The following is a 13,156-nucleotide window of genomic DNA, read 5'->3' on the forward strand; positions in this document are numbered from 1 at the left end:
GCAGTGCGGTTCGAGGTGTTGTGTTGCCCGTCACTCCGTCCGGTACTTGGCGCCGGGGTGGTTGTCCGGAAGCCGCCGGACACCCGGGCCGTAGATCGTCTCGCGCAGTGTGCTGCCCTCGTACTCGGTCCACACCCGGCCACGTCGCTGCAACTCGGGCACCACCAGCTCGACGAGGTCGACGAACGTGCCCGGCGTCACGGCGTAGGCCAGGTTGAAGCCGTCCACGTCCGCCTCGTCGACCCAGCGCTCCAGCTCGTCGGCGACGGTGGTCGGCGAGCCCACGATCACCGGGCCGAGCCCACCGATACCCACCCACTCGGCGATCGCCTGGGGCGTCCACTCCCGCCACGGGTCGGCCTTGGAAAACGCCTCGACGGCCGACTGGATGGCATCGGTGTGCAGCAACTTCAACGGCTGGTCAGGGGCATACGCCGAGAAGTCGATCCCGCTCCAGCCGCCGTAGAGCGCCAGCGCACCCTCGAAGCTGATGTGTTCCTGGTACGACTTCAGCTTGGCTCGGGCGTCCGCGTCCGTGTCACCGGTGACGACCGTGGCCAACGCGAAGATCTTCACGTCGTACGGGTCGCGGCCCTGCTCCGCAACCTGCCGGCGGATGTTGTCGATGATGGGACGTAGCACCTCCGTACGGGTGCCCATGATGAAGATGGCTTCGGCGTGCCGCGCGGCGAACTCCTGACCGCGCTTGGACGCCCCCGCCTGGTACAGCACCGGCGTCCGCTGCGGCGACGGTGCGCACAGGAAGTTCCCGGGGACGCGGAAGTACTTCCCGTCGTGATCGATGTCGCGGACCTTCGTGGGATCCACGTAGATGCCGCGCTCCCGGTCGTGGACGACCGCGTCCTCGGCCCACGACGACTCCCACAGCTTGTAGCAGACCTCCAGGAACTCATCGGCGATGTCGTACCGCTCGTCGTGCGAGATCTGGTTGGTCAGGCCCAGGTTGCGGGCCGCACTCTCCAAGTAGGACGTCACGATGTTCCACGCGACCCGACCCTTGGTGAGGTGGTCCAGGGTGGTCAGCTTGCGGGCGAGAGCGTAGGGCTGCTCATAGGTGAGCGAGACCGTGACGCCGAAACCCAGGTGCTCGGTCACCGCGGACATCGCCGATACCGTGAGCAGCGGATCCTGGACAGGCACTTGCACAGCCTGCTGTACGGCCGCGTCCCTGCTGTCCTCGAACACGTCGTAGACGCCGAGCACGTCGGCCAGGAACAGCGAGTCGAACTTTCCTCGTTCGAGTAGTTGGGCCAGCTCGGTCCAGTAGTCGAGGTCGGCGTACCGGTGGGATTGGTCGTCAGGGTGACGCCACAGCCCGGGGGACAGGTGCCCGGCGCAGCTCATGTCGAATGCGTTGAGTCGGATCCGTCGCGTGGACACAGCGGTTTCTCCTTGCAAGATCAGGTGTAGAGCGTGTACGGCGGATGGGCGCCGGTCAGGAAGTGGTCGCCAACCTCCCGGAGCTTGTAGGCGACCGGGTCGTGCAGCGTGTGCGTGCGTACGTTCCGCCAGAACCGATCCAGTCCGTATTTCGACGCGGTGGAGCGGGCGCCGGTGACCTCGAAGACTCGCGAGGTGACATCGAGCGCCGTTCTTGTGGCGGCGACTTTGGCGGCGGCGATGAGGGTCGCGATCTCGCCGCGTTCCTCGCCCGTCAGGGCCTCGCGCCGGTCGTGCAGTGCGGGATCGATGGCGTTGATGGCCTGGTCGGCCAGGGCTCGCGCGGCCTTGGTCGCCGTGACCAGCTCGCCGTAGGTGCCGAGCACATAAGGGTCCCTGGTCGCCGAGTCGACGCCGCTGAGCAGCCATGGCCGGCTCCTGGACACGGTGTACTCCCGCGCGGTGGCCAGCGCACCCTCGGCAATGCCCAGGTAGAACTGCACGAAGACGAGCTGGATCGTGGGAGTCACCAGGGAGGCGAAGGGCGATAGGTTGTCGTACGAGCCAAGCACGTCGTCAGGGCTGACGACGACGTTGATGAACTCGGTGCTGCCGCTGGCGGACAGCCGTTGACCGATGTTGTCCCAGTCGTCGGGGCGATTCACGCCCTTCTGCGCCGGATCGACGATGAGCGCGACGTGCTCGTCGGTGTCGGGCCGGAGCGCACCGACGACGATCCGATCGCCCACCCGGGCGCCGGTGGTGAAGCTCTTGCGGCCGTTGAGGATGAAGTGGTCGCCGCGCGGGGTGAGCGTGGGGTCGTCGTCACGAGGGTTGAACGCCCCGCCCCAGAGCCAGTTTCCGGCCGCGGACTGGCGTTCGAGCCGCTCCTGGGCCTCCGCCGAGCCGAAGAAACGGGGGTTCCAGGACAACAGGTAGTGGTAGCCGATGAGCTGGCCGATCGAACCGTCGGCGATCGCGATCTCGCGGATCACCTGGTAGGCGGTGCGCCATCGGGCGCCGCCACCACCGCGTTCGGTGGGAATGAGCAGGTTGAGCAGGCCGGCGTCCCGCAGTTTCCGGGCCTCGCCGAACGGTGCCTCGTTCGCGCGGTCCCGCTCCACCGAGTCGATCTTGAGGTCCTCGGCGACCCGCCGGGCCGCCTTGATCCAGTCGTCGTCCACGAGCAGGTCGGGCATGGGAACGCTCCAGGGTGGTGAAAAGGGGCTGTGGGGGCTGAGAAGTGGGGTCAGACGATGCCGTTCGGCGGGGGCGCGACGCCGTTCAGCGCGTGGTTGCCGATGTGCTGGACCTTCCAGCGCCGCGGGTCGTGCAGCGTGTGGGTCCGGGCGTTGCGCCAGTGCCGGTCGAGGTTGTGGTCGCGCAGCGCGGACCTGGTGCCTGCCAGCGCGAACACGTCGGTGGAGACCGTGATGGCGGCGGTGTCACCTTGGGCGCGGGCTGCCGCCACGGCGACCGACGCCTCGGCGGCCAGCTCGGCCAGGCGGTCGCCGGTAACACCTGACCGGAACGCGGCTCTGGCTTCGTCCAGCGCCCGGCCGGCCCGTTCCAGGAGTGCTTCGGCGGCGCGGACGAGCAGCGCCAGCTCGCCGAACCGCTGGATCACCAGGGGTTCCTCGGCGGCACGCTGGACACCCGACTCCCACCACGGGCGCGACGACGTACGGATGAACTCCCCGCCCTCGGTGAGCGCTCCGCCCGCGATGCCCACGTCGATGGCGGCGTGGATGTACTGGCCGAACGCGCCGAAGATCTCGGAGCGTTGGAAGGTTCGGTAGTGCGGCACCACGTGCTCGTCCGGCACGTGCACGTTGTCCAGGAGGACGGTTCCGCTCGCCGTGGTGCGCTGACCGATACCGTTCCAGTCGTCGATGACGGCCACACCCGCGGTGTCCGACTGGACGTAGGCGACGAACACCCGGTTCTCCGAGTCGGTGACGAACACCGGGATCCAGTGCGCGAACAGCGCGCCCGTCGAGTAGTTCTTGGTGCCGTTGAGCCGGTAGCCGCCCGCGGAGTCCGGGGTCAGCTTCGTCCGGAACTCGTTGGCGTGCCGGGCGCCGGCTTCGGCCAGGGCATTGCCGAACCGCTTACCGGCCAGGACCTCTTTGTAGAAGAACGCCTGTTGCTCCGGTGCGCCGTTCTCCCGGAGCACCTCGACGAAGAAGAAGTGGTTCTGCGGGATCTGGCCGATGTTCGGGTCGGCGGCCGACAGCAGTCTGATCACCTCGCCCAGGGCGCGTGCCGAGACCTCCGCCCCGCCGTGCTCCCTGGGCACGGTGATGGCAAGGAGGCCGCTGGTGGACAGCTCGTCGAGCTCCGTGACCGGGAGAACCCGCTCGGCGTCGCGGTGGGCGGCGCGCTTCGCGAACTGGTTGGCCAGGGAGCGGGCGGTCTCGATTGCTTCGTCGTCGCTGGTGATGACATGTGCCATGACGGACCTCGCTGGACGCGGGAGAGACACGGAGAGGACACGGAGAAGGCACGGCGGAGATGCGGAGAAGGCCGCAAGAAACGGCGAACAGTCACAAAACGGACTGCGGGAAGGCGAGATAAGGCTCGCTCAGCGGCGACAGATCGCGCTGGCGACACGACAGAAGTCGACGTGCTGCCGCACGCGGAAGTCATCGTGTTGCGCCATACGGGCGAAGCTAGGCGGCCCTCGCGAGGGGGTCAACGTGATGGTCGTGGGGTTCCACATCCTGAGCCGGCCCCGCAGGAGAGGGGTGGGCGACGGGGCTGATCGCCGGTCTCGTGGCTCGCGGGGTCCGGTGCTCCGAACCGACGATTGCGTAGATTCCTCGGGAACCACCCGCCGTAGCCAGCGTCATACGGCAGGATGCCCGTCGAGGTGCACGTCCGGGGGAGAGTGACGTATGGGTGAGATGGTCAGTGGCTACTGGGCCGCCAGCGCCGTCGCGGCCAGCGCGGTCGCCGGTCCCGCAGCCGGCGCGGCCATGCTCGGCGCCGCCGCTGCCCAGGCGGCGGCCAACGCGGGTGGCTCGGGCGGCGGTGGCGGTTCCGGCGCCCACTTCGCGGTCGACCGCGACCAGATCCCGGGGTTGATCAAGGAACTGGAGCAGGCCCGGGACAAGCTGGAGAGGGCAGCCAGTGTTGCGCGTGAAGCGGGACGATGGCCAGCACCAGGAACCGATCCCTACAGCCCAAAAGCTGCCGAGCGGATGGGTCCGCAGCTTGTCGACAACTACCTTGCGGCGAACAAGCGGCAGCAGCAGGACATTAAGAACATGATCCAGAGTCTAGAGGCAGCGATGAAGTCCTACGACAATGCCGATGAGTCGGCCCGATCGTCCTTCCAGAAGCGGGGCTAATCCACATGCGTAAGTCGATCTTGGCGGTTGCTACAGCATTCGCTGTTTTCATGCTTGCTGCCTGTAGCTCTGGCTCGACCAATGGAAGTGCGCAGCCGGCCACCAATACCGGAACCACGACGGGTTCTTCCGCTGCCAACCCTGACGTGCCACGCGTGCCGAAGCCGCTGGATACCTCCAAGTTCCAACAGGTCCCGTGTAGCGTCCTGACGCCAAGCCAGCGGCAGTTTTTGAAGATTGGTAAAGAGCCCAATAGGTTTGATAGTGATCTCGGCCCGGGTTGTGAATGGCGGGATACATCTGGGCCATCGAAGATGAGCTTCTCGGCAAGGCTTGTGGTCAAGGGTGACGGGCTTGCGGGTCTTTATTCCCGCCGAGACACATACAAGATTTTCGAGCCACTTGAAGTCGATGGTTATCCCGCTGCCGTCGTCATGGCTGTGCGTGATCAGCGGTCAGAGGGTGTTTGTGTCATCAGCGTCGGGGTTACCGACAAGCTTGTTTTCGATGTGGACATGCAGCTCGATGACGAGTCTCCGTCCTACAACGACCCGTGTGGACAAACCAAGCTAGTCGCCGGTGAGATTTTGAAGACGTTGAAGGGGGGCACGTGACCGGTGGGCATCATTGGAGTACCGGACTGGGCCGTCAATTACGGGGTGAAGGTAGGGTCCCGTCTCCTGGGAGAGACCAGACCCCAGGGTGTGCCAGGGGCCGAGATCTACGACATGTTCCACAAGGGGCCGGGTACATCCGCCGGCCTGGACACTGCGTCGGGCAAATGGCGTGAGGTCGCGAAGGCTCAGCACGACGCCAGTGGTGACGTCGAGGCTGCGATGAAGAAGGCCGGCGTCGCATGGCAGGGTCAGGCATCGGAGTCGGCCCAGGCTGGGATGTCGCCATTGGCGACGTCGGCGTCGCAGGCGGGTGACACCGCGAACAAGGTCTCTGGTGTGCTCACCCAGCAGAGCGGCGGGTTCAACACCGCAAAGCACACCGTGCAGCCGGTGCCGAAGAATCCGCCGGAGCGCGATTTCGTCGACTACATCAATCCGTTCACCACGGACGTTGACAAGCAAGCCGCTGCCTACCGCGAGAAGACGCTCGCGAACCAGCACGCCCTGCAGAGCTATGGCAGCACCACGAGTTCCAACATCAGCGCGGTGCCGACGTTCACCGCCGACACGCACCACGCGAACGTGGATGTCACCGACCCCGGTCGTGGTGACGGCGTCGGCGACACCCGGCAGCCGCCCGGCAGAGGCGGTGGAGGTCAGGTTTGGCGCCCGGCAGGGTCCTCCCCCGATCCGTCCGGTGGGGGCCAGGTTTGGCGGCCTTCGTACTCCATTCCGGATTCGTCCGGTGGGGGCCAGACGTGGCAACCGGCGGGTTCGTCGCCGCCTCCGGCGCAGGTTGATCCGAGCAGGGTCGACCCGTTGCCGGGCAACCCGGGGACGCCGGGTTGGAACGGTCCCGGCTCCGGTGGTGGGTCCGGTACCGGCACGCCCGGCGGCGGTGGCGGTAACTACCACCCCGGCGGCGGTTACTACCCGGGCGGTTACGGCGGCAACAACACCGGTCAGGGCGGCGGGATCATGCGACCGGCCGTGCCGCCGCGCTCCGGTGGCTTGGGCTCGTCGGGTGGGCCGGGTGGCGGCGGGGGCCGGGGTAGCGCCGGTTCCCTGAGCGGTGCTGCTGGCCGTGGCGTCGGTGGCTTCGGTCCTGGCGGCTCGGGTGCTGGCGGCGCGGGCTCATCAAGCGGCGCCGGTGGTTCCGGTGGCGGCCTGGGAGCTGGTAACGCGACGGGTCGCGGCCCCGGAGGTAGCGCTGGTGCCGGCGGTTTCGGGCCCGCAGGTGCGACGGGCGGTGCCGGCGGTCGTCCGGGCGGTGCCGGGATGGGCGGCATGGGCATGGCCGGTGCCGGCCGTGGCCAGGGCGGCGAGGACCAGGAGCACCAGCGGCCGGGCTACCTGGTGGAGACCGACGACATCTTCAGCTCCGGAGAGATGGTCGCCCCGCCGGTCATCGGCGGTGAGCCGCCGCGCCAGCAGTAGGCGCAGGTCGTCGCCAGTCGGTCGGTCGTTGCCAGTCGGCTCGTGCGGCCGGGCCGGTCGTTCGGCCGGTTCGTCCTGGTCGTTCCAACAGGTCATTGCACACAGAAGTAAGGGGTCGCCCCAACCGGGCGAGCCCGGTTGACAGCTGAGCGGGGAGGGGAGTCGCGCCGTGCTGCGCCGCGAGGTGGTGGTGTCCGAGCTGGCCTACGACGTGCTGTGGGAGGTCGAGGTCGGCGCCGTGCTGCACGCCGAGAAGCACCCGGCCCTGCACTGCTCCTCTCCGGGCGCGACCTGGACCGAGCGGGAACACCTGGTAGCCCAGGTGGGGGTCGAGCTGGCGCGGCTCGACCTGGTCCGGGGCAGCCAGGCCGACCCCGACCTGGTCGGGGCGTTGCGCCTGCTGGCGCGGCCCCAGCTCGAGGTCTACGGCTGGTACAGCGCCGCCGGGCAACCCACACGCTCCGTGGTCGGCGCCGTCGCTGGTCGGGAGGGCGTGCTCGCCGAGCTCGGCAACGGGCAGTTCCGGCTGCGGCCGCTCGCGCCGGAGTGGCTGTGCCCGGCGGTCGCCTCGGTGGTGCCGGAGCTGAGACCACTCCCCGGCCAGCACCACAACCTCCCCACCGAGCTGCTGACCGGCGACGGCCCGGCGCACGGGACCGCGGACGCCGGGCTGCTCCAGGCGGTCGGGCGCAGCGGGCCGGACGCCGAGGTGGACCGGGTGCGCCGGCTGCTCGCCCGGCCCAGGCGCGCCGCCGCCCAGTTCTACGTCGCCGGCCGGGGGCGGGACGGGGCGCGGCAGCGCTGCGAGTTCCCGGTCAACGTCATCGAGACCGAGGAGGGCTGCTACCTCACCCAGCAGCTCCGCGGCAACGACGGGCGGGCGTGGACCGTGGCCACCCCCGTCGACCAGCGGCTCCTCGCCGACCGGCTGACCCACCTGGCCAGCACCTACGTTGCGAACTGAATCCCTGCAGGTCAGTGCGCCCGGGTGGCGCTGGCCACGGCCCGCCGACGAGCACGCGACGCTACCAGTACGCTTGTCATGCTTGCGCGTATCGCGGCAGGAGACGCGAGAGGAGAGGCCCGGCCCATGGCCAAGATCAAGGTTGAGGGGACCGTCGTCGAGCTCGACGGCGACGAGATGACCCGCATTATCTGGCAGTTCATCAAGGACAAGCTGATCCACCCGTACCTGGACGTCAACCTCGAGTACTACGACCTGGGCATCGAGCACCGGGACGCCACCGACGACCAGGTGACCGTGGACGCCGCGAACGCCATCAAGAAGCACGGCGTCGGTGTGAAGTGCGCCACCATCACGCCGGACGAGGCACGCGTCGAGGAGTTCGGCCTGAAGAAGATGTGGCGGAGCCCGAACGGCACGATCCGCAACATCCTCGGCGGCGTGATCTTCCGCGAGCCGATCATCATCTCCAACATCCCGCGGCTGGTGCCGGGCTGGACGAAGCCGATCATCGTCGGCCGTCACGCGCACGGCGACCAGTACAAGGCCACCGACTTCAAGGTGCCCGGCCCTGGCACGCTGACCATCACCTACACCCCGGCCGACGGCAGCCAGCCGATGGAGTTCGAGGTCGCCCAGTTCCCGGAGGGCGGCGGCGTCGCGCTGGGCATGTACAACTACCGCAAGTCGATCGAAGACTTCGCGCGGGCGTCCTTCGCCTATGGCCTGGCACGCAACTACCCGGTCTACATGTCGACCAAGAACACGATCCTCAAGGCCTACGACGGCATGTTCAAGGACGTGTTCCAGGAGATCTTCGAGTCGGAGTTCAAGGCCGAGTTCGAGGCCAAGGGCCTGACCTACGAGCACCGGCTGATCGACGACATGGTCGCGGCCGCGCTCAAGTGGGAGGGCGGCTACGTCTGGGCCTGTAAGAACTACGACGGCGACGTGCAGTCCGACATCGTGGCGCAGGGCTTCGGCTCGCTGGGCCTGATGACCTCGGTGCTGATGACCCCGGACGGCCGGACCGTGGAGGCCGAGGCCGCGCACGGCACCGTCACCCGGCACTACCGGCAGCACCAGCAGGGCAAGCCGACCTCGACCAACCCGATCGCGTCCATCTTCGCCTGGACGCGCGGGCTGGCGCACCGGGGCAAGTTGGACAACACCCCGGCGGTCACCGACTTCGCCCACACCCTCGAGCAGGTCTGCATCGAGACCGTCGAGAGCGGCAGGATGACCAAGGACCTGGCCTTGCTGGTCGGCGGGGACACCCCGTACCTGACCACGCAGGAGTTCCTCGGCGCACTGGACGAGAACCTGCAGAAGAAGATGGCCGGCTGACGCCCGCTGCCCGACTCGGAGCCCGGTTGCCCTCGCGGGGGCAACCGGGCTCCGGCGCGTCTGGCCCACCATGACTACCTCGGGTAGCGGCGTCACCCTGGCCTGTCCTGCTTGTGAGTGGACGTTATGCGGGAGCTCGGGTGGTGTTACCCGATACGGGAAGCCCACCACCCGCTTTCCGGGCTATACCGGATGGGGGGCTGGCACCTCGTGAAGTTGGTTGGCGTGGGTGATCTGCGGGAGGTGGCTGGAGATGGCGGTGCCGATTCGACCCGTGATCGTCGCTGTCGCGCTCGGTGCGGTTGCTCTGGCGCTGGTGGCCAGTCCCCGAGACGGGAAGCAGAACGAGCCGAACCCGGTCAGTCCGGCTTCGGAACGCAACCAGTGCGAGTTCCGCGTCACCGCCGACCTCCTCAACGTCCGCTCCGGGCCGGGCACGGGCGAGCGGGTGGTCGACACGCTGCGGAACAACATGCTGGTCGCGGCCACCGACCAGACGGAGCGGGGCTTCCGCAAGCTCTCCGAGGGGCGGTGGGCCTCCGAGAAGTTCCTGCGGGCGGCCCCCGGGAACGCCTGTCGTTGATCGTGTGCTCGCTGGCCGGCTGATGGGCGTTGCTCATCGGGCGCGGTGGTCGGACAACAGCGGCTCGAAGCGGCGGTAGGCGTCGTAGTTGCGGAAGTGGCGGGCGTAGACCTCGACCACGTCCTCGCCGGGGTGGCCGCCGCGGACGCTGTCGTCGAGCACCGGGCTGACGTCGACGACGTGGCGCAGGACGAGGCGGATGGTCTCGCCCGTCTCGTTGCGGTAGCTGGTCTCCTGCGCACGGCCGTAGCGGGTGGCCTTGCGCCCGGCCTGTTCGGCTGAGGCGGCGCGGACCAGCACGAACGTCTCCTCGTACAGCGGTCGGCGGCGGGGCGCGTCGGAGGTGGCTTCGTAGACGAGCACGGCAACGTAGCGATTCCAGACGACGGTCATCGTGGGCACCGTCTCAGACCGCGGCGCACCGGTGCGCGGGATTGGCGACCTTGTCACCACTTGTGATTACGTTCGGGCGTGCTGACCGTGTCGACCGTGAACGTCAACGGCCTCCGGGCTGCCGCCAAGAAGGGGTACCTCGAGTGGCTGGCCGGCACCGCGGCCGGCGTGGTGTGCCTGCAGGAGACCAGGTGCGAACCGGACGAGCTGGCCGCGGAGCTGCGTGACCCCGAGGGGTGGCACGCGGTGCATGCGCGGTCGGAGATCAAGGGGCGCAACGGGGTGGCGATCCTGACCCGGCAGGCGCCGGAGGCGGTGCGGATCGGGTTCGGTGAGACCGAGTTCGACCACAGCGGGCGGTACGTGGAGGTCGACCTGCCCGGGTTGACGGTCGGCAGCCTGTACCTGCCCAGCGGGGACGTGGGCACCGCGCGGCAGGAGGAGAAGGAGCGGTTCATGGCCGCGTTCCTGCCCTACCTGGTGGAGCGGCGGGAGAAGGGCGCGGCCGAGGGACGCGAGGTGCTCGTCTGCGGGGACTGGAACATCGCGCACCGGGAGATCGACCTGAAGGCGTGGAAGGCCAACCGGAAGAACTCCGGGTTCCTGCCGGAGGAGCGGGCCTGGATGGACCGGGTGTTCGGGGAGGCCGGGTACGTGGACGTGCTGCGGCGGTTGAACCCCGAGGGACCGGGGCCGTACACGTGGTGGTCCTACCGGGGGCGGGCGTTCGACAACGACGCGGGTTGGCGGATCGACTACCAGGCCGCTACTCCTGGCTTGGCCGAGCGTGCGACCACGGCGGTGGTCGAGCGCGCGCCATCCTATGACACCCGGTGGTCGGACCACGCGCCGTTGACCATCACGTTCGACTGGCCTGCTTTCTGAACACCTGACCTTGCCTTCGCGGAGCCGGCTCGCCCACAGACCGCTGCGGTCGGGAAAGGTGATCGTCCTTCGTCTCATGACACAAGATGATCAAAGCCGGTCAGGCCCGTGCCCCATTGGGCTCTCACTAGCAATAACACGACCCATCTCCAAGTGCTTGCTTGCGGGAGCAATAGTATCTTGAGGGCAATTTGAATATGTTTCACAAAAAGATATACTTTTTGTAACGAAGTAATGTCAATATGATTACGTGATCCACGTCGATGTAAAATTAGTGTTGGCTTGGACGATCAAGTTTGCATGAACGTCGGCAGAGATGACCTCACTCCCCCCGAGTCCAAAGTTTCACCAAGCCGCGGCCAATTCCGGCGGGAACTTATCTGGGTTGGGCCGGCGCTGCTGGCAACTGCGATTGTGACGGCCTTCCTTATCCTGCTGCCTGATGGCGCTTCGGAACTTGCGGCGATCTTCGGCGTGGCAATAGCTGCCGTAGGCTTGATCGTAGCAATTCTACCGATTCGTTTGAGCCTTTCCGGTGATCCCGATGCGCAACCGGGGTCGCGTCGTTGGCGGCTGTGGGTTCCATGGACTGCTGCAGGTATTGTTGTTCCGGCCGTCCTGATTGCGTCCTTCTGGGTCATTCCTCAGCTGGGAGATGGCGAGCCAGACCCGTCGGAGTACCTGAAGGGCCGCGTCGCCATCGGGATAAACGGTAAGATCCCTGGCTGGAGCATGCAAGATGGCAAGTCGTCGTTCAGCGGATTTGATGTAGAACTCGGTAAGTTTCTGGGGACGGAACTTGGCTTTGAACCACACTTTGTTACCATGGATCCTGGGCAACGCGATGAGGCCCTGCCTGATAGGAAGACGGGGCGGCAGGGAACCGTCAAACTTGTCATTTCTAACTATTCCATAACGGACAAGCGTAAAGAAATTGTGGATTTTTCTGGGCCATATTTCTATGACAGGGCCGGCTTATTAGTTTCGTGGAACAAGGCTCAATCTCGGCTGGGTGAGCGAAAAGTCATATGCATGACCAGGGGAACTACCGCGATAGATCTCTCGGATATATTGATGCTGGCGGAACTTGAAAGTGAGAGTAATGATCCAAACTTGGACAAGTGCATGCAGAGGCTCTTCAATCGAAAGGATCCCGTTATAGGAGTAATGACGGATCACGTCATTTTGGATGCGTACAGAGGGAGTGAGCCAAGTAAATATTCAGATCTGGACCTGCTCGAGATCAAGCCGGGTCTGGCTGGGGTGGAGAAGTATGGAATCGGGTTGCCGAACCATAGCCCCAACCTGTGCAAGAAGATCAATGCGGCTTTGGATAAGTTTATCAACCAGCATTGGAATGATTTCTTCTATCAGGAGCTCAAGAAGTTGGGTATTGGTCGTGAGGATCATCGTCCGGGGAGTGTTGACTATGACAATTGCGAAGAATGAGGTTGGGCTTCTTGGAAAATTCGCATAGGAGTCGCTGACTTATCGATGGTGTGTGATCTCCGTACGTGTGGTGGGGCTGGCCTGGGCCAGCCCCACGAAACCTTCCGCTGGACACGAGCACGCCACCCAGCCCAAGAGTTCCCGCCTGGTTGCGTGGCTGGTGGACAAGGCCGCGATGCGAGGAATCGGATTGCCCGAGTTGACCAACAGACATGCTGGTCCGGGTTGGGTCGACGACGCGGGTTGGCGGATCGACCTGGTTTGTACAACAGAGGGTATTGCACGCCGAGCGGTGTCCGGCGTGGTGGAGCGCCCAGCCTCCTACCAGGAGCGATGGTCTGACCACGCGCCGTTGACGGTCACGTTCGACTGGCCAGAGTCGGGCTGACGTCCGTCGGCAGCCTGCCGGGGTCTCGTGCCCGGCTCCTTGCTAGGCCTGGTCCCCGAGCCGAACGCGAGCAGTGCGCCAGACTCTGCGCCGAGACCGCACTGAGGTCCACCGGCATCCCACGGTGCGCCGAGTGCCGCCGTCAGCTACGCCGCGCGAGGGAAGATCAACTGGGGCACCGAGTGGCGGCTGCATTGTGCCCCCGACATCGCCAGCCCGGGTGAAACGAATCCCGCAAATACTGTCAACCTAGTCATTGCTGGAGTAGTGAACTCCTCCATCTTGCGTAAAAACTACGGCCCAGGCGAGAAGCTCTTGATTGTGGTTCGACCCCGGGTG

13 protein-coding genes are annotated in these 13,156 nt (G+C 66.3%); 9 read left to right on the plus strand and 4 right to left on the minus strand.

Features of this window, described 5'->3' with window-relative positions; all coding sequences use genetic code 11:
* Nucleotides 1-30: 30 nt before the first annotated feature.
* Genes IEY55_RS15985 through IEY55_RS15995 form a run of 3 tightly spaced genes read right to left on the minus strand, consistent with a single transcriptional unit; the run spans nt 31 to nt 3,856 of the window.
* On the minus strand, nt 31-1,401 hold the full coding sequence (locus IEY55_RS15985; protein WP_229686439.1) for an LLM class flavin-dependent oxidoreductase: 1,371 nt from the start codon (nt 1,399-1,401) through the stop codon (nt 31-33).
* Between the two features lie 20 nt (nt 1,402-1,421).
* Entirely contained in the window at nt 1,422-2,600 is a 1,179-nt protein-coding gene (locus tag IEY55_RS15990; protein ID WP_189058571.1) for an acyl-CoA dehydrogenase family protein, read from the minus strand.
* 50 nt (nt 2,601-2,650) lie between these two features.
* Nucleotides 2,651-3,856 (minus strand): SfnB family sulfur acquisition oxidoreductase, encoded by a 1,206-nt coding sequence (locus IEY55_RS15995; protein ID WP_189058573.1) that lies wholly within the window; start codon nt 3,854-3,856, stop codon nt 2,651-2,653.
* 442 nt (nt 3,857-4,298) lie between these two features.
* Here IEY55_RS15995 and IEY55_RS16000 point away from each other — a divergent pair, with 442 nt between their 5' ends.
* The 6 genes from IEY55_RS16000 to IEY55_RS16025 all read left to right on the plus strand — a co-directional run bounded on the left by IEY55_RS16000 (nt 4,299) and on the right by IEY55_RS16025 (nt 9,702).
* Entirely contained in the window at nt 4,299-4,754 is a 456-nt protein-coding gene (locus tag IEY55_RS16000) for a hypothetical protein (protein WP_189058575.1), read from the plus strand.
* A 5-nt stretch (nt 4,755-4,759) separates the two neighbouring features.
* A complete protein-coding gene (locus tag IEY55_RS16005; RefSeq protein WP_189058577.1) occupies nt 4,760-5,368 on the plus strand; it encodes a DUF3558 domain-containing protein in 609 nt (202 codons plus the stop codon).
* Between the two features lie 90 nt (nt 5,369-5,458).
* The gene (locus tag IEY55_RS16010) at nt 5,459-6,808 is read left to right on the plus strand and encodes a WXG100 family type VII secretion target (protein WP_189058579.1); all 1,350 of its coding nucleotides are present in this window, start codon (nt 5,459-5,461) and stop codon (nt 6,806-6,808) included.
* 169 nt (nt 6,809-6,977) lie between these two features.
* Nucleotides 6,978-7,772, plus strand: coding sequence for an ESX secretion-associated protein EspG (locus IEY55_RS16015; protein WP_189058581.1), 795 nt, complete (start codon nt 6,978-6,980; stop codon nt 7,770-7,772).
* A 126-nt stretch (nt 7,773-7,898) separates the two neighbouring features.
* A complete protein-coding gene (locus IEY55_RS16020) occupies nt 7,899-9,119 on the plus strand; it encodes an NADP-dependent isocitrate dehydrogenase (RefSeq protein WP_189058583.1) in 1,221 nt (406 codons plus the stop codon).
* Nucleotides 9,120-9,372: 253 nt separating this feature from the next.
* A complete protein-coding gene (locus IEY55_RS16025) occupies nt 9,373-9,702 on the plus strand; it encodes an SH3 domain-containing protein (RefSeq protein WP_189058585.1) in 330 nt (109 codons plus the stop codon).
* A 33-nt stretch (nt 9,703-9,735) separates the two neighbouring features.
* Here the strand turns inward: IEY55_RS16025 and IEY55_RS16030 are convergent, their stop codons facing one another.
* On the minus strand, nt 9,736-10,095 hold the full coding sequence (locus IEY55_RS16030; RefSeq protein ID WP_189058587.1) for a DUF4288 domain-containing protein: 360 nt from the start codon (nt 10,093-10,095) through the stop codon (nt 9,736-9,738).
* Nucleotides 10,096-10,173: 78 nt separating this feature from the next.
* On the opposite strand from IEY55_RS16030, the gene IEY55_RS16035 reads away from it, so the two are divergent.
* From IEY55_RS16035 to IEY55_RS16045, 3 genes are all read left to right on the plus strand, one after another.
* On the plus strand, nt 10,174-10,980 hold the full coding sequence (locus IEY55_RS16035) for an exodeoxyribonuclease III (protein ID WP_189058589.1): 807 nt from the start codon (nt 10,174-10,176) through the stop codon (nt 10,978-10,980).
* 282 nt (nt 10,981-11,262) lie between these two features.
* Entirely contained in the window at nt 11,263-12,429 is a 1,167-nt protein-coding gene (locus tag IEY55_RS16040) for a transporter substrate-binding domain-containing protein (RefSeq protein WP_189058592.1), read from the plus strand.
* A 52-nt stretch (nt 12,430-12,481) separates the two neighbouring features.
* Nucleotides 12,482-12,817: a hypothetical protein gene (locus IEY55_RS16045; protein ID WP_189058594.1), complete on the plus strand. Its 336-nt coding sequence runs from the start codon at nt 12,482-12,484 to the stop codon at nt 12,815-12,817.
* The last annotated feature ends 339 nt before the right edge of the window (nt 12,818-13,156 follow it).

Source organism: Longimycelium tulufanense (genome assembly GCF_014645795.1).
GTDB classification, from domain to species: domain Bacteria; phylum Actinomycetota; class Actinomycetes; order Mycobacteriales; family Pseudonocardiaceae; genus Longimycelium; species Longimycelium tulufanense.

What these genes read in the sequence shown, in the direction of transcription:
- IEY55_RS15990 (WP_189058571.1), bottom strand. Translation starts at nt 2,600, where the DNA reads ATGCCCGACCTGCTCGTGGACGACGACTGGATCAAGGCGGCCCGGCGG.
- IEY55_RS15995 (WP_189058573.1), bottom strand. Translation starts at nt 3,856, where the DNA reads ATGGCACATGTCATCACCAGCGACGACGAAGCAATCGAGACCGCCCGC.
- IEY55_RS16000 (WP_189058575.1), top strand. Translation starts at nt 4,299, where the DNA reads ATGGGTGAGATGGTCAGTGGCTACTGGGCCGCCAGCGCCGTCGCGGCC.
- IEY55_RS16005 (WP_189058577.1), top strand. Translation starts at nt 4,760, where the DNA reads ATGCGTAAGTCGATCTTGGCGGTTGCTACAGCATTCGCTGTTTTCATG.
- IEY55_RS16020 (WP_189058583.1), top strand. Translation starts at nt 7,899, where the DNA reads ATGGCCAAGATCAAGGTTGAGGGGACCGTCGTCGAGCTCGACGGCGAC.
- IEY55_RS16025 (WP_189058585.1), top strand. Translation starts at nt 9,373, where the DNA reads ATGGCGGTGCCGATTCGACCCGTGATCGTCGCTGTCGCGCTCGGTGCG.
- IEY55_RS16030 (WP_189058587.1), bottom strand. Translation starts at nt 10,095, where the DNA reads ATGACCGTCGTCTGGAATCGCTACGTTGCCGTGCTCGTCTACGAAGCC.